Here is a 22,685-nt window from a genome sequence, read left to right as displayed (position 1 = left end):
CATGAATATTGGGCTATTTACCGATACTTATTTTCCTCAGCTTTCTGGGGTAGCAACTTCAATCCAAACATTGAAGAATGCTCTTGAAAAAAATGGACACTCTGTCTTTATTTTTACTACAACAGATCCTCATTTGGGTAAAGGAACTATTGAACCTAATGTTTTTAGAGTTAGTAGCGTTCCTTTTGTTTCTTTTACTGATAGGAGAATAGCGTTTCGAGGACTTTTTCAAGCTACCAAAATCGCTAAGGAAGTAAAGCTTGATATTGTTCATACACAAACAGAATTTTCAATGGGGATGATTGGAAAATATGTTGCACATTCTTTAAGTATTCCCGCTATTCATACGTACCATACTATGTACGAAGATTATTTGCACTACGTTTTAAATGGACATTTACTGAAGCCATATCATGTAAAACAATTTACCAAAGCTTATTTGCATAATATGGATGGAGTAGTTGCTCCCAGTGAACGCGTTAAAGAAACTTTAACACGATATGGAGTTACCATACCTATGCGAATAATTCCGACGGGGGTAGATTTGACTGCTATTAATGAAAATCCACGACGAGATGTAAGGAAAGAATTAGGAATAGATTCGAATGAGAAAGTTATTCTTACTCTGAGTCGTGTAGCTGCGGAAAAGAAAATAGATCAAATTCTGGATGTTTTGCCCACAGTTTTAGAAAGTGAACCAAATGTAAAATTTGTAATTGCTGGGGATGGCCCAGATGTGCAGCCTTTAAAAGATCAAGTTGCTAGACTTTCGTTAGAGGACTATGTTATTTTCGCTGGTAGTGTTGAGCACAGTGACGTAGGAAATTATTATAGAATGGCAGATTTATTTGTATCAGCTAGCGATACTGAAACGCAGGGCTTGACATATATTGAGGCTCTAGCTGCTGGTACTAAATGCGTTGTCTATAGTACTGATTATACTGAGCATGTTTTTGATAATAAGGAGCTTGGGAGTACATTCACAACAAAAAATGAAATGACGAATGAAATCATTGATTATTTAAAAGCAAATCACTTCACTATTCCTAAAAATCTAAAAGAGAAAAAGTTAATAGACGTGTCAGCAGATACGTTTGCACATAAAATAGAAGATTTTTATCAAGAAGCAATTCAAAATAAACAAAAGACTGAGGTAAATTATGATTAGAATTAATATGTTTTCTCAAGCTGACTCTGTTCAAGGTCAAGGCGTGGGATCAGCGTATAAAGAGCTAATTCGTTTACTTAGAACAAGATTAGTAGATGAATTTTATGTAACTATCAATAAATATGGAACAAGTGATTTAACACATTATCATACAATTAATCCTACATATTTTGCTAACAGTTTTTTGCCTAGTCGAGGTAGGAAAATTGGATATGTACATTTTTTACCGGAAACCTTAGAAGGTTCTGTTAAATTACCCGAGCCTGTAAAAAGTATTTTTTATAAATATGTAATCGATTTTTATAAAAGGATGGATCAAATAGTAGTAGTTAATCCAATTTTTATTGATAAACTAGTAAAATACGGTATTAATGAAAAAAAGGTAAAATATATACCTAATTTTGTAGCTAAAAGTGAATTTTATGAGCAAAGTCAAGTTCAAAAAAATGCATTTAGAAATAAATTGAATATTCCTTTGGATAAGTTTGTAATTGTCGGAGATGGACAAGTTCAAGAAAGAAAAGGCGTAGATGATTTCGTTAAATTAGCCGAAGCAAATCCAAGTATTCAATTTATTTGGGCTGGTGGCTTTTCATTTGGAAAAATGACGGATGGATATGCACACTTTAAGAAATTAATTGATAATCCACCTAAGAATTTAAAATTTACAGGAATTGTGCCACGAGAAGAATTAGTCAGTTATTTAAATATTGCTGACTTATTCTTATTGCCATCTTTCGATGAACTGTTTCCAATGTCTGTTTTAGAGGCATTTTCATGTAATACTCCTGTATTATTGCGTGACTTGGACTTATATCAAGCTATTATTGATGGATATTATATGAAAGGTAGAAATTTTGAAGAGTTAAATTCTCAAATTAAATCTGTAGTATCCAATCCCGAAAAATTGAAAAAATATCAAAAATTGTCTGCTGAAGCAAGTCAAGAGTATTCAGAAGACCATCTCGCTAAAATCTGGTATGACTTTTATATGGAGCAGTATGAAATTGGTAGAAAGTTAGGGCAAATTAAGTAATGAACAAAAAACATTTTATTGGAATGCTAATTGTTCTTCTAATTAGTGGTTTCGTTATTTGGCAAGAACTAAGAAAAACGCCAGTTAAAGCATTATGGGGAGCTAGCAAGAAATTAAATATAAACTTTTTATTACTAGTTCTTTTGGTAATGGTTTTATCTTATGCCTGTGAAGCTGCAATTATTTGGATTTTAGAACATAAAAAAGGAGAGCCTCATCGCTCCGCATGGTCTTTTTTCAGAATTCCAATTATTCAAGCACTTTTTAATGCCATAACACCTTTATCTACTGGGGGTCAGCCTTCACAATTAGTAGCAATGATTCAAATGGGAATAGAAGGTGGCCGTGCTACTTCAATTTTATTGATGAAATTTATTATTTATCAGATTTGTGTTTTGTTTGCTTATGTTTCAACAATTATTTTTGGTTTCCATATGGTGATAACCAAGTTTTCAGGGTTAGCATTGTTTATCTTAATTGGTTTTATTCTTCATGTTAGTTCAATAATATTTTTATTAGCTATTATGTTTGCTTACCGCTGGACAAAAAGCGCGACTAATTGGCTGATGAATCTATTAGAAAGATTCATGAACAAAAATACTGTTGAAAAATGGCGTAAAAATACTATGGAAAAAATTGAAACTTTTTATGCAGAAGGTCAAAATTTAAAACGCGAAAAGAAAAAATTACTTGGTGCAAGTATTTTGACTATTGGACAATTGCTGTGCTTTTATTCAATTCCATATTTAATTCTGTTAGCTTTAAATTTAACGCCTTCTTGGTTAGAAGTGACACAGATGAATATCATGATTATTATGTTTATGGCAATTGTTCCAATTCCAGGTGCGTCAGGTGGAGCTGAATTTAGCTTTCAGACTTTATTTACTACCTTTATTCATTCAAATATATTATTAACCTTAGGGATGTTTTTGTGGCGCTTTACCACTTACTTTTTTGGAATGATTCTAGGAATATTTGGTTGGTTGTTTAAGCCAAAGAAAATAAGAAGTCATTAAAATTCCTTAAATTTACTATTTTAATTTATCAAAACTATTTTTTAGTAGTAATATCATGAAAGAACAAAGTTGAGGAGGACTTAAATGGGACGCCTAAAAGCATCATATAATTGGCTAACTAAAACTAAATTAGGCTTTTTTACTGTAGTTGTTGTATTTTTCTGGGTTAAAACATATTTAACTTACATAACTAAGTTTAATCTAGGAGTAGTGGGCCCAATGCAGAAGTTTTTGCTATTGATTAATCCACTACCAACAGCCATGCTATTAATTGGAATCGGATTATTTTTTAAGGGTAGAAAGTCATATTGGATTATGGTCATAATTGATTTCCTATTGTCTTTGTGGCTATTTTCGAATATTTTGTATTATCGAGAATTTTCTGATTTCTTATCTACATCCATTATTAAAACTTCAGGATCTACGTCAGATAATTTGGGAAAGAGTATTGCTGGAATTACTAAAGGTACTGATTTTTTAGTATTTTTGGATGTAGTTATTATTGTTTTATTAATAGCTTTTAAAGTTTTTAAAATTGATGTTCGTCGTTTAAAGCTAAAGATATCTCTTCTAATTGAAGGGTTAGCTGTAGTATTGATTGGAACAAATCTAACTATGGCGCAAAAAGACAGACCTGGTTTGCTCACAAGGACTTTTGATAATAATTATATTGTCAAATATCTAGGTTTAAATTCTTTTGCTGTTTATGATGGTGTAAAAACAGCTCAAAGTAATGCGATTATGGCAAAAGCAAATCATAGTGACTTAAAAACTGTTCAATCTTATATTAAGAAGAACTATATTGCTCCGAACCCTGAATATTATGGTGTAGCTAAAAATAAAAATGTGTTGGTTATTCATTTAGAAAGTTTCCAGCAGTTTTTAATTGATTATAAGTGGCACGGAAAAGAAGTTACTCCTAACTTAAATAAGCTATATCATGCAAATGATACAATTAGCTTCGATAATTTCTTTAATCAAGTAGGTCAAGGGAAAACATCAGATGCTGAAATGATGCTAGAAAATTCTATTTTTGGCTTACAATCAGGTTCAGCAATGTCAAGTTATGGAACGTCCAATACTTTTGAAAGTGCTCCAGCTATCTTAGGGCAACAAGCTGGTTATACGAGTGCGGTTATGCACGGTGGTGCAGGATCATTCTGGAATCGTGATAATGCTTATAAATCCTTTGGGTATGATTACTTTATGCCTTTATCTTATTATCAAAATAAGAAGGGGTATTATTTAGGGTATGGAATTAAAGATAAGCTCTTTTTTGATCAATCTATTAAGTACATAGAACATTTACCGCAACCATTTTATTTGAAGATGATTACTGTAACCAATCACTATCCGTATGATTTAGATAAGAAAAATCAGTCAATTGATAAAACAGATACTGGTGATAAAACAGTAGATGGGTATGTACAAACGGCCCACTATCTTGATGAAGCTATTGGAGAGCTTATGAGTTATCTTAAAAAGTCAGGATTGGAGAAGAATACTCTAATCATGCTGTATGGTGATCATTATGGAATTTCAGGAAATCACCATAAGGCTTCAGCACAATTGCTGAACAAAGATAGCTTTAATAATTTTGATAACTTACAATTTCAGCGTGTGCCTTTGATGTTCCATATGCCAGGACTTAAGGGTGGCATTAATCATACATATGGCGGAGAGATTGATGTTAGACCAACTTTATTTAACTTGTTGGGTATCAATGATCAGAATATGATTCAATTTGGACATAGTCTTTTAGCAAAAAATGCTCCACAAATTGTTGCTCAAAGAAATGGTGACTTTATTACGCCAAAATATAGTAAGGTGGAAGGAAGTTATTATTATACTAAATCGGGTAAGCGTGTAACTCATCCAAGTAAGAAGGTAAAAGCACAATTAGCTTCAATTTCTAATACGGTAACAACCGAGCTATCGCTGTCTGATCGAGTAATTACCGGTAATTTGCTTCGTTTCTATAAGCCGAATGGATTTAAATATGTAAAGAGAAAGAATTATTCTTATAAAAAGACAGACTCTTTGAAGAGACTGAAAAAGGCGGAAAAGAAGAGTAAAAACAGCGTATGGTATCAAAATGGTAAGAAGTCCACACAAAGTGACTTTAAGACGGATGCTCCAGAATTGAAAAAATAGGAAGAAAACTGTGTTAAGTAAATATGCTTAACACAGTTTTTTTATATCCGAATTTTTAAAATAAAGATTGCTTTTAAGTTGGAAAAATAAAAGACGAAAATCAGACAATTGAAATCTATTAATAGTTAATATTCGGAATATATCTTTTTGTTAAAAACTATATTGACGAAAAGGAGAAAAGTCTGTAAAGTAATACATGCTGTTTGAGGCAAGCAAGAAGCAGAGCGAGAAGCTTGTCAAGAGAGCAGAAAGATGATAATATTATAAAGCTGTCATTTGAGAGAGATGAGAAAGAGGAAAAAAGACTTGTCAAAACTCAAGAGGCATGATATAATATAAAAGTTGTCACACGGCAACGGTAGTACCTTGAAAACTGAACAAAGTTTCGCTGAAAGTGTGCGGGATATAAAAATCCCAAACAAAAGCGAAGTCAATTCGCAAGCAATAAATTTGAGATAACTCAAAGAAAGTTTTAGAGCTAAACGATAAAAAGCTCATTTTCAAGAAGGAAAATGAGAGTTTGATCCTGGCTCAGGACGAACGCTGGCGGCGTGCCTAATACATGCAAGTCGAGCGAGCTTGCCTAGATGAATTTGGTGCTTGCACCAAATGAAACTAGATACAAGCGAGCGGCGGACGGGTGAGTAACACGTGGGTAACCTGCCCAAGAGACTGGGATAACACCTGGAAACAGATGCTAATACCGGATAACAACACTAGACGCATGTCTAGAGTTTAAAAGATGGTTCTGCTATCACTCTTGGATGGACCTGCGGTGCATTAGCTAGTTGGTAAGGTAACGGCTTACCAAGGCAATGATGCATAGCCGAGTTGAGAGACTGATCGGCCACATTGGGACTGAGACACGGCCCAAACTCCTACGGGAGGCAGCAGTAGGGAATCTTCCACAATGGACGCAAGTCTGATGGAGCAACGCCGCGTGAGTGAAGAAGGGTTTCGGCTCGTAAAGCTCTGTTGGTAGTGAAGAAAGATAGAGGTAGTAACTGGCCTTTATTTGACGGTAATTACTTAGAAAGTCACGGCTAACTACGTGCCAGCAGCCGCGGTAATACGTAGGTGGCAAGCGTTGTCCGGATTTATTGGGCGTAAAGCGAGTGCAGGCGGTTCAATAAGTCTGATGTGAAAGCCTTCGGCTCAACCGGAGAATTGCATCAGAAACTGTTGAACTTGAGTGCAGAAGAGGAGAGTGGAACTCCATGTGTAGCGGTGGAATGCGTAGATATATGGAAGAACACCAGTGGCGAAGGCGGCTCTCTGGTCTGCAACTGACGCTGAGGCTCGAAAGCATGGGTAGCGAACAGGATTAGATACCCTGGTAGTCCATGCCGTAAACGATGAGTGCTAAGTGTTGGGAGGTTTCCGCCTCTCAGTGCTGCAGCTAACGCATTAAGCACTCCGCCTGGGGAGTACGACCGCAAGGTTGAAACTCAAAGGAATTGACGGGGGCCCGCACAAGCGGTGGAGCATGTGGTTTAATTCGAAGCAACGCGAAGAACCTTACCAGGTCTTGACATCCAGTGCAAACCTAAGAGATTAGGAGTTCCCTTCGGGGACGCTGAGACAGGTGGTGCATGGCTGTCGTCAGCTCGTGTCGTGAGATGTTGGGTTAAGTCCCGCAACGAGCGCAACCCTTGTCATTAGTTGCCATCATTAAGTTGGGCACTCTAATGAGACTGCCGGTGACAAACCGGAGGAAGGTGGGGATGACGTCAAGTCATCATGCCCCTTATGACCTGGGCTACACACGTGCTACAATGGACGGTACAACGAGAAGCGAACCTGCGAAGGCAAGCGGATCTCTGAAAGCCGTTCTCAGTTCGGACTGTAGGCTGCAACTCGCCTACACGAAGCTGGAATCGCTAGTAATCGCGGATCAGCACGCCGCGGTGAATACGTTCCCGGGCCTTGTACACACCGCCCGTCACACCATGAGAGTCTGTAACACCCAAAGCCGGTGGGATAACCTTTATAGGAGTCAGCCGTCTAAGGTAGGACAGATGATTAGGGTGAAGTCGTAACAAGGTAGCCGTAGGAGAACCTGCGGCTGGATCACCTCCTTTCTAAGGAAGGCGAAAGATGATGGAGAGTGCGAGAGCACTAAAGAGAAGTCATCGAGAAAGCCAAGCGGAAGCACACTGAGAAACTTTGTTTAGTTTTGAGGGTAATACCTCAGAGAGCTAGTACATTGAAAACTGAATATAATCTAAAGCAAAAAACCGAGACAATCGAAAAAACAGATTGAAGAGCGACCGAGAAGAGAGAGAAACTCAACTTGAAATAGGTCAAGTAGAAAAGGGCGCATGGTGAATGCCTAGGCACTAGAAGCCGATGAAGGACGTGACGAACCACGAAAGGCTTCGGGGAGCAGTAAGTAAGCGATGATCCGGAGATATCCGAATGGGGGAACCCAATACCGCGAGGTATTATCAAGAGCTGTTAAGGCTGTTGAAGGAAGACGCAGTGAACTGAAACATCTAAGTAGCTGCAGGAAGAGAAAGAAAAATCGATTTCCCAAGTAGCGGCGAGCGAACAGGAAAGAGCCCAAACCAGCTGGCTTGCCAGTTGGGGTAGTAGGACTGCAATAAAGTACTTGAAGCGATAGCAGAATTATCTGGAAAGATAAGCCAGAGAGGGTGAGAGCCCCGTAAGCGAAATTGCAGAGAGACTTAGCAGGATCCTGAGTAGGTCGGGACACGAGGAATCCCGATTGAAACCGCGAGGACCATCTCGCAAGGCTAAATACTAACTAGTGACCGATAGTGAACCAGTACCGTGAGGGAAAGGTGAAAAGAACCCCGGAAGGGGAGTGAAAGAGAACCTGAAACCGTGTGCCTACAAGTAGTCAAAGCACATTAAAGTGTAATGGCGTGCCTTTTGTAGAATGAACCGGCGAGTTACGTTATGGTGCAAGGTTAAGTCAGAAAAGACGGAGCCGGAGCGAAAGCGAGTCTGAAGAGGGCGAGAGAGTATCATGACGTAGACCCGAAACCAAGTGACCTACCCATGACCAGGTTGAAGGCGTGGTAAAACACGCTGGAGGACCGAACCCACGTGAGTTAAAAATCGCGGGGATGAGTTGTGGGTAGCGGTGAAATTCCAAACGAACTTGGAGATAGCTGGTTCTCTCCGAAATAGCTTTAGGGCTAGCCTCGTGTGAATGATAATGGAGGTAGAGCGCTGTTTGGACTAGGGGCCCGTCAGGGGTTACTGAATCCAGATAAACTCCGAATGCCAGATATCAATGCACGGGAGTCAGACTGCGAGTGATAAGATCCGTAGTCGAAAGGGAAACAGCCCAGATCACCAGTTAAGGTCCCCAAATCTATGCTAAGTGGAAAAGGATGTGGAGTTGCGTAGACAACTAGGATGTTGGCTTAGAAGCAGCCACCATTTAAAGAGTGCGTAATAGCTCACTAGTCGAGTGACGCTGCGCCGAAAATGTACCGGGGCTAAGCATAGTACCGAAACTGTGGATGCATATCAAAGGATATGCGTGGTAGGAGAGCGTTCTAAGTGCGGAGAAGTTAGATCGAGAGGACTAATGGAGCGCTTAGAAGTGAGAATGCCGGTATGAGTAGCGAAAGATAGGTGAGAATCCTATCCGCCGAAAGACTAAGGTTTCCTGGGGCAGGCTCGTCCGCCCAGGGTAAGTCGGGACCTAAGGTAAGGCCGAGAGGCGTAGCCGATGGACAACAGGTAGAGATTCCTGTACTGAAATTGTTCGATAAGAGCAAAGGAGGGACGCAGGAGGCTAATGACGCATGTAGCTGGAAAAACATGTGCAAGCAGTAAGAAAAAAGATGAGTCAAATGCTTATTTTTAGATTTCAAGCTGTGACGCGGAGTGAAATCAAAGTAGCGAAGGTCATGATGTCACACTGCCAAGAAAAGCTTCTAGCCAGAGCAATTTTACCCGTACCGCAAACCGACACAGGTAGTCGAGTGGAGAACACTCAGGTGAGCGAGAGAACTCTCGTTAAGGAACTCGGCAAAATGACCCCGTAACTTCGGGAGAAGGGGTGCTGATGGTAAAAGATCAGCCGCAGTGAATAGGCCCAAACAACTGTTTATCAAAAACACAGGTATCTGCAAAATCGTAAGATGACGTATAGGTGCTGACACCTGCCCGGTGCTGGAAGGTTAAGAGGAGAGCTTAGCGTAAGCGAAGGTTTGAATTGAAGCCCCAGTAAACGGCGGCCGTAACTATAACGGTCCTAAGGTAGCGAAATTCCTTGTCGGGTAAGTTCCGACCTGCACGAAAGGTGTAATGATTTGGGCACTGTCTCAACGAGAGACTCGGTGAAATTATAATACCCGTGAAGATGCGGGTTACCCGCGACAGGACGGAAAGACCCCATGGAGCTTTACTGTAGCTTGATATTGAGTATTTGTTAAACATGTACAGGATAGGTAGGAGCCAGAGAAAGTAGGACGCTAGTCTTACTGGAGGCAATGTTGGGATACTACCCTTGTTTGATGGATCCTCTAACTCGCAGAGCTGAGCGTTCTGGAGGACAGTGTCAGGTGGGCAGTTTGACTGGGGCGGTCGCCTCCTAAAATGTAACGGAGGCGCCCAAAGGTTCCCTCAGAATGGTTGGAAATCATTCGCAGAGTGTAAAGGTATAAGGGAGCTTGACTGCGAGAGGTACACCTCGAGCAGGGACGAAAGTCGGGCTTAGTGATCTGGTGGTACTGCATGGAAAGGCCATCACTCAACGGATAAAAGCTACCCTGGGGATAACAGGCTTATCTCCCCCAAGAGTTCACATCGACGGGGAGGTTTGGCACCTCGATGTCGGCTCGTCGCATCCTGGGGCTGAAGTCGGTCCCAAGGGTTGGGCTGTTCGCCCATTAAAGCGGCACGCGAGCTGGGTTCAGAACGTCGTGAGACAGTTCGGTCCCTATCCGTCGTGGGCGTAGGAAATTTGAGAGGAGCTGTCCTTAGTACGAGAGGACCGGGATGGACATACCGCTGGTGTACCAGTTGTCTTGCCAAAGGCATCGCTGGGTAGCTATGTATGGAAGGGATAAGCGCTGAAAGCATCTAAGTGCGAAGCCCCCCTCAAGATGAGATTTCCGATGCGCAAGCAGTAAGACACCTTAAAGACGATGAGGTAGATAGGCTAGGAGTGGAAGCATGGCGATATGTGGAGCGGACTAGTACTAATCAGTCGAGCACTTGACCAAAGCTCAAAGGTTTAGAGCGGAAGATTATATTCAGTTTTGAGTGTAAAAGCTCAGAAAGAGTACGGTGGCGATGGCAAGAAGGATACACCTGTTCCCATGCCGAACACAGAAGTTAAGCTTCTTAACGCCGAGAGTAGTTGGTGGGAAACTGCCTGCGAGGGTAGGCAGTCGCCGTGCTAAATGGAGGATTAGCTCAGCTGGGAGAGCATCTGCCTTACAAGCAGGAGGTCACAGGTTCGAGCCCTGTATCCTCCATTGAGTCGTTAGCTCAGTTGGTAGAGCATCTGACTTTTAATCAGAGGGTCGGCAGTTCGAGCCTGCCACGACTCATTGGCCCAGAAAAACTCAAGCGGGTGTGGCGGAATTGGCAGACGCGCTAGATTTAGGTTCTAGTGTTTTCGGACGTGTGGGTTCAAGTCCCACCACCCGTACCATGCCGATTTAGCTCAGTTGGTAGAGCATCTGTCTTGTAAACAGGGGGTCGAAGGTTCGAGTCCTTTAATCGGCATAAAAATTGAATAAAAAAATGCGGAAGTAGTTCAGTGGTAGAACATCACCTTGCCATGGTGGGGGTCGCGGGTTCGAATCCCGTCTTCCGCTTATCATTATCATGCCGGGGTGGCGGAACTGGCAGACGCACGGGACTTAAAATCCCGCGGTTGGTGACAACCGTACCGGTTCGATTCCGGTCCTCGGCATATAATGATGCACCCTTAGCGCAACTGGATAGAGTGTCTGACTACGAATCAGAAGGTTGAAGGTTCAAATCCTTCAGGGTGCACACTTCGGGAAGTGGCTCAGTTTGGTAGAGCACCTGGTTTGGGACCAGGGGGTCGCAGGTTCGAATCCTGTCTTCCCGATTGTAGCTTAAACAGGAAGTTACAGGATGGCGGTGTAGCTCAGCTGGCTAGAGCGTCCGGTTCATACCCGGGAGGTCGAGGGTTCGATCCCCCCCGCCGCTATAGAGGTAAGCTTGGACCTTTAGCTCAGTTGGTTAGAGCAGACGGCTCATAACCGTCGGGTCGTAGGTTCGAGTCCTACAAGGTCCATAGGATCTTGGCTTTTTTTATATAAAAACATCGCGGGATGGAGCAGTCTGGTAGCTCGTCGGGCTCATAACCCGAAGGTCATAGGTTCAAATCCTGTTCCCGCAATATGGTCCCTTGGTGTAGGGGTTATCACGCCTCCCTGTCACGGAGGAGATCACCGGTCCGAATCCGGTAGGGACCGTAATGGCGCGATAGCTCAGTTGGTAGAGCAAAGGATTGAAGCTCCTTGTGTCGGCGGTTCGATTCCGTCTCGCGCCATTAGGAAGCAAGAAGTTGCGGGTATAGTTTAGTGGTAAAACGAAAGCCTTCCAAGCTTTAGTCGCGAGTCCGATTCTCGTTACCCGCTTCAAAGGAAAAGGGGCCTATAGCTCAGCTGGTTAGAGCGCACGCCTGATAAGCGTGAGGTCGATGGTTCAAGTCCATTTAGGCCCATTGGAGATTTACTCAAGTGGCTGAAGAGGCGCCCCTGCTAAGGGTGTAGGTCGGTTTATACCGGCGCGAGGGTTCGAATCTCTCAATCTCCGCTTTGCAGATGTGCTTCATTTTTTAATGGAGCATTTTATTTTCCTTTGATTTAAAGTCTGTAAAGTAATACATGCTGTTTGAGGCAAGCAAGAAGCAGAGCGAGAAGCTTGTCAAGAGAGCAGAAAGATGATAATATTATAAAGCTGTCATTTGAGAGAGATGAGAAAGAGGAAAAAAGACTTGTCAAAACTCAAGAGGCATGATATAATATAAAAGTTGTCACACGGCAACGGTAGTACCTTGAAAACTGAACAAAGTTTCGCTGAAAGTGTGCGGGATATAAAAATCCCAAACAAAAGCGAAGTCAATTCGCAAGCAATAAATTTGAGATAACTCAAAGAAAGTTTTAGAGCTAAACGATAAAAAGCTCATTTTCAAGAAGGAAAATGAGAGTTTGATCCTGGCTCAGGACGAACGCTGGCGGCGTGCCTAATACATGCAAGTCGAGCGAGCTTGCCTAGATGAATTTGGTGCTTGCACCAAATGAAACTAGATACAAGCGAGCGGCGGACGGGTGAGTAACACGTGGGTAACCTGCCCAAGAGACTGGGATAACACCTGGAAACAGATGCTAATACCGGATAACAACACTAGACGCATGTCTAGAGTTTAAAAGATGGTTCTGCTATCACTCTTGGATGGACCTGCGGTGCATTAGCTAGTTGGTAAGGTAACGGCTTACCAAGGCAATGATGCATAGCCGAGTTGAGAGACTGATCGGCCACATTGGGACTGAGACACGGCCCAAACTCCTACGGGAGGCAGCAGTAGGGAATCTTCCACAATGGACGCAAGTCTGATGGAGCAACGCCGCGTGAGTGAAGAAGGGTTTCGGCTCGTAAAGCTCTGTTGGTAGTGAAGAAAGATAGAGGTAGTAACTGGCCTTTATTTGACGGTAATTACTTAGAAAGTCACGGCTAACTACGTGCCAGCAGCCGCGGTAATACGTAGGTGGCAAGCGTTGTCCGGATTTATTGGGCGTAAAGCGAGTGCAGGCGGTTCAATAAGTCTGATGTGAAAGCCTTCGGCTCAACCGGAGAATTGCATCAGAAACTGTTGAACTTGAGTGCAGAAGAGGAGAGTGGAACTCCATGTGTAGCGGTGGAATGCGTAGATATATGGAAGAACACCAGTGGCGAAGGCGGCTCTCTGGTCTGCAACTGACGCTGAGGCTCGAAAGCATGGGTAGCGAACAGGATTAGATACCCTGGTAGTCCATGCCGTAAACGATGAGTGCTAAGTGTTGGGAGGTTTCCGCCTCTCAGTGCTGCAGCTAACGCATTAAGCACTCCGCCTGGGGAGTACGACCGCAAGGTTGAAACTCAAAGGAATTGACGGGGGCCCGCACAAGCGGTGGAGCATGTGGTTTAATTCGAAGCAACGCGAAGAACCTTACCAGGTCTTGACATCCAGTGCAAACCTAAGAGATTAGGAGTTCCCTTCGGGGACGCTGAGACAGGTGGTGCATGGCTGTCGTCAGCTCGTGTCGTGAGATGTTGGGTTAAGTCCCGCAACGAGCGCAACCCTTGTCATTAGTTGCCATCATTAAGTTGGGCACTCTAATGAGACTGCCGGTGACAAACCGGAGGAAGGTGGGGATGACGTCAAGTCATCATGCCCCTTATGACCTGGGCTACACACGTGCTACAATGGACGGTACAACGAGAAGCGAACCTGCGAAGGCAAGCGGATCTCTGAAAGCCGTTCTCAGTTCGGACTGTAGGCTGCAACTCGCCTACACGAAGCTGGAATCGCTAGTAATCGCGGATCAGCACGCCGCGGTGAATACGTTCCCGGGCCTTGTACACACCGCCCGTCACACCATGAGAGTCTGTAACACCCAAAGCCGGTGGGATAACCTTTATAGGAGTCAGCCGTCTAAGGTAGGACAGATGATTAGGGTGAAGTCGTAACAAGGTAGCCGTAGGAGAACCTGCGGCTGGATCACCTCCTTTCTAAGGAAGGCGAAAGATGATGGAGAGTGCGAGAGCACTAAAGAGAAGTCATCGAGAAAGCCAAGCGGAAGCACACTGAGAAACTTTGTTTAGTTTTGAGGGTAATACCTCAGAGAGCTAGTACATTGAAAACTGAATATAATCTAAAGCAAAAAACCGAGACAATCGAAAAAACAGATTGAAGAGCGACCGAGAAGAGAGAGAAACTCAACTTGAAATAGGTCAAGTAGAAAAGGGCGCATGGTGAATGCCTAGGCACTAGAAGCCGATGAAGGACGTGACGAACCACGAAAGGCTTCGGGGAGCAGTAAGTAAGCGATGATCCGGAGATATCCGAATGGGGGAACCCAATACCGCGAGGTATTATCAAGAGCTGTTAAGGCTGTTGAAGGAAGACGCAGTGAACTGAAACATCTAAGTAGCTGCAGGAAGAGAAAGAAAAATCGATTTCCCAAGTAGCGGCGAGCGAACAGGAAAGAGCCCAAACCAGCTGGCTTGCCAGTTGGGGTAGTAGGACTGCAATAAAGTACTTGAAGCGATAGCAGAATTATCTGGAAAGATAAGCCAGAGAGGGTGAGAGCCCCGTAAGCGAAATTGCAGAGAGACTTAGCAGGATCCTGAGTAGGTCGGGACACGAGGAATCCCGATTGAAACCGCGAGGACCATCTCGCAAGGCTAAATACTAACTAGTGACCGATAGTGAACCAGTACCGTGAGGGAAAGGTGAAAAGAACCCCGGAAGGGGAGTGAAAGAGAACCTGAAACCGTGTGCCTACAAGTAGTCAAAGCACATTAAAGTGTAATGGCGTGCCTTTTGTAGAATGAACCGGCGAGTTACGTTATGGTGCAAGGTTAAGTCAGAAAAGACGGAGCCGGAGCGAAAGCGAGTCTGAAGAGGGCGAGAGAGTATCATGACGTAGACCCGAAACCAAGTGACCTACCCATGACCAGGTTGAAGGCGTGGTAAAACACGCTGGAGGACCGAACCCACGTGAGTTAAAAATCGCGGGGATGAGTTGTGGGTAGCGGTGAAATTCCAAACGAACTTGGAGATAGCTGGTTCTCTCCGAAATAGCTTTAGGGCTAGCCTCGTGTGAATGATAATGGAGGTAGAGCGCTGTTTGGACTAGGGGCCCGTCAGGGGTTACTGAATCCAGATAAACTCCGAATGCCAGATATCAATGCACGGGAGTCAGACTGCGAGTGATAAGATCCGTAGTCGAAAGGGAAACAGCCCAGATCACCAGTTAAGGTCCCCAAATCTATGCTAAGTGGAAAAGGATGTGGAGTTGCGTAGACAACTAGGATGTTGGCTTAGAAGCAGCCACCATTTAAAGAGTGCGTAATAGCTCACTAGTCGAGTGACGCTGCGCCGAAAATGTACCGGGGCTAAGCATAGTACCGAAACTGTGGATGCATATCAAAGGATATGCGTGGTAGGAGAGCGTTCTAAGTGCGGAGAAGTTAGATCGAGAGGACTAATGGAGCGCTTAGAAGTGAGAATGCCGGTATGAGTAGCGAAAGATAGGTGAGAATCCTATCCGCCGAAAGACTAAGGTTTCCTGGGGCAGGCTCGTCCGCCCAGGGTAAGTCGGGACCTAAGGTAAGGCCGAGAGGCGTAGCCGATGGACAACAGGTAGAGATTCCTGTACTGAAATTGTTCGATAAGAGCAAAGGAGGGACGCAGGAGGCTAATGACGCATGTAGCTGGAAAAACATGTGCAAGCAGTAAGAAAAAAGATGAGTCAAATGCTTATTTTTAGATTTCAAGCTGTGACGCGGAGTGAAATCAAAGTAGCGAAGGTCATGATGTCACACTGCCAAGAAAAGCTTCTAGCCAGAGCAATTTTACCCGTACCGCAAACCGACACAGGTAGTCGAGTGGAGAACACTCAGGTGAGCGAGAGAACTCTCGTTAAGGAACTCGGCAAAATGACCCCGTAACTTCGGGAGAAGGGGTGCTGATGGTAAAAGATCAGCCGCAGTGAATAGGCCCAAACAACTGTTTATCAAAAACACAGGTATCTGCAAAATCGTAAGATGACGTATAGGTGCTGACACCTGCCCGGTGCTGGAAGGTTAAGAGGAGAGCTTAGCGTAAGCGAAGGTTTGAATTGAAGCCCCAGTAAACGGCGGCCGTAACTATAACGGTCCTAAGGTAGCGAAATTCCTTGTCGGGTAAGTTCCGACCTGCACGAAAGGTGTAATGATTTGGGCACTGTCTCAACGAGAGACTCGGTGAAATTATAATACCCGTGAAGATGCGGGTTACCCGCGACAGGACGGAAAGACCCCATGGAGCTTTACTGTAGCTTGATATTGAGTATTTGTTAAACATGTACAGGATAGGTAGGAGCCAGAGAAAGTAGGACGCTAGTCTTACTGGAGGCAATGTTGGGATACTACCCTTGTTTGATGGATCCTCTAACTCGCAGAGCTGAGCGTTCTGGAGGACAGTGTCAGGTGGGCAGTTTGACTGGGGCGGTCGCCTCCTAAAATGTAACGGAGGCGCCCAAAGGTTCCCTCAGAATGGTTGGAAATCATTCGCAGAGTGTAAAGGTATAAGGGAGCTTGACTGCGAGAGGTACACCTCGAGCAGGGACGAAAGTCGGGCTTAGTGATCTGGTGGTACTGCATGGAAAGGCCATCACTCAACGGATAAAAGCTACCCTGGGGATAACAGGCTTATCTCCCCCAAGAGTTCACATCGACGGGGAGGTTTGGCACCTCGATGTCGGCTCGTCGCATCCTGGGGCTGAAGTCGGTCCCAAGGGTTGGGCTGTTCGCCCATTAAAGCGGCACGCGAGCTGGGTTCAGAACGTCGTGAGACAGTTCGGTCCCTATCCGTCGTGGGCGTAGGAAATTTGAGAGGAGCTGTCCTTAGTACGAGAGGACCGGGATGGACATACCGCTGGTGTACCAGTTGTCTTGCCAAAGGCATCGCTGGGTAGCTATGTATGGAAGGGATAAGCGCTGAAAGCATCTAAGTGCGAAGCCCCCCTCAAGATGAGATTTCCGATGCGCAAGCAGTAAGACACCTTAAAGACGATGAGGTAGATAGGCTAGGAGTGGAAGCATGGCGATATGTGGAGCGGACTAGTACTAATCAGTCGAGCACTTGACCAAAGCTCAAAGGTTTAGAGCGGAAGATTATATTCAGTTTTGAGTGTAAAAGCTCAGAAAGAGTACGGTGGCGATGGCAAGAAGGATACACCTGTTCCCATGCCGAACACAGAAGTTAAGCTTCTTAACGCCGAGAGTAGTTGGTGGGAAACTGCCTGCGAGGGTAGGCAGTCGCCGTGCTAAATGGAGGATTAGCTCAGCTGGGAGAGCATCTGCCTTACAAGCAGGAGGTCACAGGTTCGAGCCCTGTATCCTCCATTGAGTCGTTAGCTCAGTTGGTAGAGCATCTGACTTTTAATCAGAGGGTCGGCAGTTCGAGCCTGCCAGCCGGAGTAAGTAAATGAAGAAATGAAAGAGAGAGAACGAAAATATTTTCATTCTCTCTTTTTTTGTAGGTTAATAGAGTATATAAAAAGTCTCTAGGGTTAACTAGAGACTGTAAAGAACTAATTCATTTCTTTCTGTATAAAGTGAGTTATACATACTGGTACTATGAAAATTATGCCTGCACTAATCATTGGAATACGATAATTTGGAAAAATTAATAGAATAATGATCATAGCTATAAAGAAAGTTAGTACTGCTATATCAGATAAAGGATATAATGGCATTTTGAAGGTTGGTAGTTCGCTTTCTAAGGTTTTCTTTCGGTAAGCCATGTGGGTGATAATCATGATTGACCAAATGACTAAAAACATGCTAGTTGCTGTAGCAGAAATAAATGTGAACGCATCTTTTAAAAATAAATTTAAAAGTGGAGCTAAAGCAATTAAAATCGTTGAAAATATTAATGCATTTTTAGGTAATTGTCGATGATCTAGTTTTCCTAAATGCCTACTTAATTTAGTTTTACCTTTATAATTTATTGAGAATAATAAACGTCCTGCACTATAGATAAAACTATTGGTTGATGAGATAGCTGCACTTATTACAACGAAGTTAATTATTGAGCCAGCGTTTTTAATACCAGTAGCACCTAATGCCTGAACAAATGGTGAACTAGAAGTGGAAACCTTATCCCAAGGAATAGCTAATAAGATACTTAAAATTGCTAAGACATAGAATAAAATGATTCTAATTGGTAATTGATCAATTGCTCGAGTAATGGTTTTCTTTGGTTCTTTTGCTTCTGCAGCTGTTAATCCAATTAGCTCAACTCCGATAAAACTGAAAATAACCATTTGGAAACCTAATAAGAAGCCTTTGGGACCTTTAGCGAAAATTCCGCCATCAATTACCATATTCCGCCAGCTTACTTGTCCGTATTTTGTTGCAGAGTTTGTGATTAATAAATAAAAAACTAGAATAACAAATGCAATAATTGTTACTATTTTAATAATTGCAAAACTAAATTCTAAGTTACCGAATACTCGAGCTGAGATTAGGTTAATAGATAGTAAAACTAATAAAGTAATTAATCCCGGAATCCAACTTTGCAAATTTGGCCACCAATATTGAAAGTAAATACCTAAGGCGGTAATTTCCGCCATAGCTAACGTGAGCCAGCTAAACCAATACAAATATCCCGTTGTTGTACCAATGCTTTTTCCTAGGTATTCTGTAATAAAATCGATATAGGTATTTTTTTTAATATCAGACAGTATCAATTCTCCTAGAGCTCTCATTAAAAGAAAAAGGAAGAAGCCAACTAGACAATAAATGAAGATTACTGCTGGTCCGGCTAGTTCAATACTGTTTCCAACTCCTAGAAAAAGCCCAGTTCCAATCGTTCCCCCCAATGCAATTAGTTGAATATGGGTATTTGTTAAACTACGTTTCATAGTTTTAACCTCAGATGCTTCTGAGTTGTTTTTTGACATTAAAATATAAAACTCCTTTCATAGTTTATTAAAATTTTAACATAAAAATCTATGACAATAGCTAAAACGTATAGGTTTTAATATTTTTTATAAGATCGTAAAGCAAAATTCAATTGTGAAATATTTTTCAATATTATTAAAAATGTAAACGATATCATTACTGAAAACAGTTATTTCTTACTTTTTATCATATTGTGAATTTGTAAAAGAGTGCACAAAGTCATTTACAAATGTCTAAGATAGGCGCTATACTGTCATTGTTCATAAAAATATGCCTAGATTTCCGAGTAGGAGGCCCAATTTAGATGGTGCAAGATAAAAAGGCTACAAAAGAAGAAAAAACAATTGATGTAAATAAAATGATTGATGGCTATGTTGAAAAAGCTCATGTTGCTTTAGATGAGATGGCCGATTTCAATCAAGAACAAGTTGATAAAATATGTGAAGCTATTGCAAGTGCTGGAGAGCAAAACAGTTATCTTCTTGCAAAAATGGCAGTTGAAGAAACTGGTCGTGGTGTAGTAGAAGACAAAACAATCAAGAACATGTTTGCTAGTGAAAATATTTGGAATAGTCTTCGCCACGAAAAAACTGTAGGTGTTATTGAAGAAGATAAGGAAAAGCAATTAGTCAAAATTGCAGAACCTAAGGGTGTAATTGCTGGTGTAACTCCAGTTACTAACCCAACTTCAACTGTAATTTTTAAGGCAATGCTTGCTTTAAAGACTAGAAATGCTATTATTTTTGGTTTTCACCCACAAGCACAGAAGAGTTGTGTAAAAACTGGTGAAATTATTCGTGAGGCTGCAATTAAGGCGGGTGCACCTAAAGATGCTATTCAATGGATTGAATATCCAAGTCTTGAAGCCACTAGTGCTTTAATGAATCATCCAAATGTTCAAACTATCTTGGCTACTGGTGGTCCCGGAATGGTTAAGGCAGCTTATTCATCTGGTAAGCCTGCTATTGGTGTTGGTCCTGGTAATGGTCCATCTTATATTGAAAAGACTGCTAATATTCCAGAATCTGTTTATGACATTGTCTTGTCTAAGACTTTTGATAATGGAATGATTTGTTCATCTGAAAACTCTGTAGTAGTTGATGAAGAAATTTACAACAAAGTAAAAGATGAATTTAAGTCTTGGAACTGCTATTTCTTGAAACCAGATGAAATTAAAAAATTTGAAGAAAAGTTTATCGATCCTAGAAGAGGAACAGTTGCTGGTCCAGTCGCAGGACGTTCAGCTTATCAAATTGCTAAGTTATGTGGCGTAGATGTTCCAGAAGATACCAAAGTAATCATTGCTGAATATAAGGGTGTAGGTAAAAAGTATCCTTTATCTGCTGAAAAACTTTCCCCAGTATTTACTATGTACAAGGCTAAAGATCATGAAGATGCCTATAAGATTTGTACTGATCTTCTAAACTATGGTGGTCGTGGACATACTGCTGGTGTTCACTCACAAGATGAAAAGGTTATTGATGACTTTTCAATGAAAATGGATGCATGTCGTATCTTAGTAAACTCTCCTGCTTCAGTTGGTGGGGTTGGTGATTTATACAACAATATGCTTCCTTCTCTTACTTTGGGAACTGGTTCATACGGAGCAAATACTTTCTCACATAATATTGGTGCTAGAGACTTGCTTAATATTAAGACGGTTGCAAAGCGTCGCGATAATATGCAGTGGATTAAAGTACCAAAGAAGACGTATTTTGAACATAATGCTGCAAATTACTTAAAACATATGCCAGATGTTGAAAGATTTTTCATTGTGACTGATGAAGGCGTAGCAAGTAAGTACATTAATGAAATTACTGATATCATTAGTCAACGTCGTGGAAAGAAGAGCTATGAAGTCTTTCAAGCAGTAACTAAAGATCCAGATACCACTATAATTGCTGATGGTGTTCACAGAATGAATATCTTTAAACCAGATGTAGTTATTGCTGTTGGTGGTGGTTCTGTAATGGATGCTGCTAAAGCAATGCGTTTATTCTATGAAAATCCAGATATGAGTTTTGAAGATGCCTATTCAAAGTTTTTAGACATTAGAAAAAGAACGGTAAGGTTTCCAAAATATAACGCCATTCAATTAGTATGTATCCCAACAACTTCAGGCACTGGCTCAGAAGTATCACCATTTTCCATTATTAAAGATACTGTAACTGGCATTAAACATACTCTTTGTGATTATTCTTTAAATCCTGATGTTGCCATTGTTGATGATCAATTTGTAGAAACAATGCCTAAAGAATTGATTGCACGTTCTGGCTTTGAAGCATTAGCTCACGCAGTAGAAAGTTACGTTTCTACAATGGCTACCGATTTTACTCGTGGCTGGTCAATGGAAGCTATTAAGTTGATTTTTGAAAACTTAGAAAAATCATATAACGGCGATCAAAACGCAAGAAGTAGAATGCATAATGCGGCTACTCTAGCTGGAATGGCATATGCTAATGCTTTCTTAGGAGTAGGACATGCAATTGCTCATACTGAATCATCTGAATTTGGTATTCCAAGTGGCTTGAGTGATGCAATTGCTATGCCATATGTAATTAGATTTAATTCTAAGAAACCAAGAAAACTTGCTATGCGTCCTCACTATTCAACTTTCAGAGCTGATAAGGATTATGCTACAATTGCTCGTAGCTTAGGCTTAAAAGGTAATACGGATCAAGAATTAGTGGATGCTTTAATTAAGAAAGTTGTTGAATTAGGGCACGGTGTAGGAATGAAACTTAGTCTTAAGGCTAACGGAGTTGATGAGGCTGATTTCAATAACAAAGTTGACGCTATGGCTGTTGAAGCTTATGGAGATCAAAATGTCGTAACTAATCCTTCCGCTTTATTAATTAGTGAAATTAAAGACTTAATGAAAGAAACTTATAAGGGAAAGGGTATTGAAGCCTAGTTTATCTCTATTCCAATATCTCATTTAAATATCAATATGAATTCGCATATAAAAAGGAGAAGCAATTTTGCTTCTCCTTTTTTGATGTGTATGTAAATTAATTACTAGATTACCTTTTATAAATTAATCAGTTCAATTTTCCAGCTTTTTTCAAGATAGTGGTGTTCAGTTCTAAAAGCATCAATATCTCCGCCGTTAAAGTCGTTTAATTTAGAAAGCTTATTATTTAATTCATTAAAATCTTTCTTTAAGTCGTTGATAACAGGTTCTTCTTCTTGTTCGTAGACGTAGTGATTTTCTGTTGAATCTTTAGAACCTTCGCCTTTGAATTGTTCGATCTTATCTTCGTCTTTATCGACTTTTCTTGCGTGCTTAAGAATTGATTTAATATCTTTAATTGTTTCGTGTTGAGCGGTGCGATGTTTCTTATCATCAATACTATCTTCAATCTTTGTTAAATGACTTTCTGCATCTGAAATTTTCTTAGCAATTCTGTCTAATGCTTTTAAGTTCTCTTTTTGCATAATCAGTCATTACATATACCTCCTCAAATCAATTTGTTAATTTAATCATCTTTAATATAAAAGCTAACTGTCATTACTTCAAGAATAATATGTTATTTTATAAAATAAACGTATAGGTTTAAAATAACTAATATCAACATAAATACAGACGTAATTAATTTATTCTATAGTTTTAGCTGTTATTATATTTACT

The 22,685-nt window shown here is 41.5% G+C and carries 6 protein-coding genes, 17 tRNA genes, 6 rRNA genes and 1 pseudogene; 28 read left to right on the top strand and 2 right to left on the bottom strand.

From position 1 onward, the window contains the following. The first annotated feature begins 1 nt into the window (after window position 1). The 27 genes from LpgJCM5343_RS07860 to LpgJCM5343_RS07730 all read left to right on the top strand — a co-directional run bounded on the left by LpgJCM5343_RS07860 (window position 2) and on the right by LpgJCM5343_RS07730 (window position 17,491). Window positions 2-1,168: a glycosyltransferase family 4 protein gene (locus tag LpgJCM5343_RS07860; protein ID WP_049151100.1), complete on the top strand. Its 1,167-nt coding sequence runs from the start codon at window positions 2-4 to the stop codon at window positions 1,166-1,168. Next, entirely contained in the window at window positions 1,161-2,204 is a 1,044-nt protein-coding gene (locus tag LpgJCM5343_RS07855; protein WP_003650069.1) for a glycosyltransferase family 4 protein, read from the top strand. The genes LpgJCM5343_RS07860 and LpgJCM5343_RS07855 overlap by 8 nt, the downstream gene beginning before the upstream one ends. Further along, complete coding sequence (locus LpgJCM5343_RS07850) at window positions 2,204-3,220, top strand: lysylphosphatidylglycerol synthase transmembrane domain-containing protein (protein ID WP_003650068.1); 1,017 nt, start codon at window positions 2,204-2,206, stop codon at window positions 3,218-3,220. The genes LpgJCM5343_RS07855 and LpgJCM5343_RS07850 overlap by 1 nt, the downstream gene beginning before the upstream one ends. Before the next feature lie 84 nt (window positions 3,221-3,304). After that, on the top strand, window positions 3,305-5,374 hold the full coding sequence (locus LpgJCM5343_RS07845) for an LTA synthase family protein (RefSeq protein ID WP_020807946.1): 2,070 nt from the start codon (window positions 3,305-3,307) through the stop codon (window positions 5,372-5,374). A 508-nt stretch (window positions 5,375-5,882) separates the two neighbouring features. Beyond that, a 16S ribosomal RNA gene (locus tag LpgJCM5343_RS07840) occupies window positions 5,883-7,455 on the top strand. 220 nt (window positions 7,456-7,675) lie between these two features. Further along, window positions 7,676-10,581 (top strand): 23S ribosomal RNA (locus LpgJCM5343_RS07835). A gap of 60 nt (window positions 10,582-10,641) precedes the next feature. Beyond that, window positions 10,642-10,758: ribosomal RNA gene (rrf, locus tag LpgJCM5343_RS07830) — 5S ribosomal RNA — on the top strand. Window positions 10,759-10,763: 5 nt separating this feature from the next. Then, window positions 10,764-10,836: transfer RNA gene (locus LpgJCM5343_RS07825), tRNA-Val, on the top strand. Window positions 10,837-10,838: 2 nt separating this feature from the next. After that, window positions 10,839-10,911 (top strand) — tRNA-Lys (locus LpgJCM5343_RS07820). Window positions 10,912-10,930: 19 nt separating this feature from the next. After that, a tRNA-Leu gene (locus tag LpgJCM5343_RS07815) sits at window positions 10,931-11,015 on the top strand. Between the two features lies 1 nt (window position 11,016). Then, window positions 11,017-11,089: transfer RNA gene (locus LpgJCM5343_RS07810), tRNA-Thr, on the top strand. Between the two features lie 20 nt (window positions 11,090-11,109). Further along, window positions 11,110-11,181 (top strand) — tRNA-Gly (locus LpgJCM5343_RS07805). A 12-nt stretch (window positions 11,182-11,193) separates the two neighbouring features. Next, window positions 11,194-11,279: transfer RNA gene (locus tag LpgJCM5343_RS07800), tRNA-Leu, on the top strand. Between the two features lie 9 nt (window positions 11,280-11,288). After that, window positions 11,289-11,362: transfer RNA gene (locus tag LpgJCM5343_RS07795), tRNA-Arg, on the top strand. A 5-nt stretch (window positions 11,363-11,367) separates the two neighbouring features. Next, window positions 11,368-11,441 (top strand) — tRNA-Pro (locus LpgJCM5343_RS07790). Window positions 11,442-11,469: 28 nt separating this feature from the next. Then, a tRNA-Met gene (locus tag LpgJCM5343_RS07785) sits at window positions 11,470-11,543 on the top strand. Window positions 11,544-11,556: 13 nt separating this feature from the next. Then, window positions 11,557-11,630, top strand: a tRNA-Ile gene (locus LpgJCM5343_RS07780). Between the two features lie 31 nt (window positions 11,631-11,661). Further along, window positions 11,662-11,735 (top strand) — tRNA-Met (locus LpgJCM5343_RS07775). A 3-nt stretch (window positions 11,736-11,738) separates the two neighbouring features. Further along, a tRNA-Asp gene (locus tag LpgJCM5343_RS07770) sits at window positions 11,739-11,811 on the top strand. A gap of 4 nt (window positions 11,812-11,815) precedes the next feature. Next, a tRNA-Phe gene (locus LpgJCM5343_RS07765) sits at window positions 11,816-11,888 on the top strand. A gap of 17 nt (window positions 11,889-11,905) precedes the next feature. Further along, a tRNA-Gly gene (locus LpgJCM5343_RS07760) sits at window positions 11,906-11,976 on the top strand. A gap of 12 nt (window positions 11,977-11,988) precedes the next feature. Beyond that, window positions 11,989-12,062: transfer RNA gene (locus LpgJCM5343_RS07755), tRNA-Ile, on the top strand. A 2-nt stretch (window positions 12,063-12,064) separates the two neighbouring features. After that, window positions 12,065-12,154 (top strand) — tRNA-Ser (locus LpgJCM5343_RS07750). A gap of 383 nt (window positions 12,155-12,537) precedes the next feature. Next, a 16S ribosomal RNA gene (locus LpgJCM5343_RS07745) occupies window positions 12,538-14,110 on the top strand. 220 nt (window positions 14,111-14,330) lie between these two features. Next, a 23S ribosomal RNA gene (locus LpgJCM5343_RS07740) occupies window positions 14,331-17,236 on the top strand. Window positions 17,237-17,296: 60 nt separating this feature from the next. Then, a 5S ribosomal RNA gene (gene rrf / locus LpgJCM5343_RS07735) occupies window positions 17,297-17,413 on the top strand. Together the 16S, 23S and 5S rRNA genes with 17 tRNA genes alongside form the textbook arrangement of a ribosomal RNA operon. 5 nt (window positions 17,414-17,418) lie before the next feature. Continuing rightward, window positions 17,419-17,491: transfer RNA gene (locus LpgJCM5343_RS07730), tRNA-Val, on the top strand. A 188-nt stretch (window positions 17,492-17,679) separates the two neighbouring features. Here the strand turns inward: LpgJCM5343_RS07730 and LpgJCM5343_RS07720 are convergent. After that, window positions 17,680-19,053, bottom strand: a complete 1,374-nt coding sequence (locus LpgJCM5343_RS07720) for an amino acid permease (protein ID WP_049148684.1) — start codon at window positions 19,051-19,053, stop codon at window positions 17,680-17,682. Between the two features lie 305 nt (window positions 19,054-19,358). Here LpgJCM5343_RS07720 and adhE point away from each other — a divergent pair, with 305 nt between their 5' ends. After that, window positions 19,359-21,968 carry a bifunctional acetaldehyde-CoA/alcohol dehydrogenase gene (adhE, locus tag LpgJCM5343_RS07715; protein ID WP_049148682.1) on the top strand — a complete coding sequence of 870 codons (2,610 nt, stop codon included), beginning with the start codon at window positions 19,359-19,361 and terminating at the stop codon, window positions 21,966-21,968. 116 nt (window positions 21,969-22,084) lie between these two features. Here the strand turns inward: adhE and LpgJCM5343_RS07710 are convergent. Further along, window positions 22,085-22,502: pseudogene (locus LpgJCM5343_RS07710) on the bottom strand (hypothetical protein). Window positions 22,503-22,685 lie beyond the last annotated feature (183 nt).

This window comes from Lactobacillus paragasseri (genome assembly GCF_003584685.1).
Classification (GTDB): Bacteria; Bacillota; Bacilli; order Lactobacillales; family Lactobacillaceae; genus Lactobacillus; species Lactobacillus paragasseri.
Note: the sequence above shows the minus strand (reverse complement) of the source record. Positions and strands in the feature narration are given on the sequence as shown.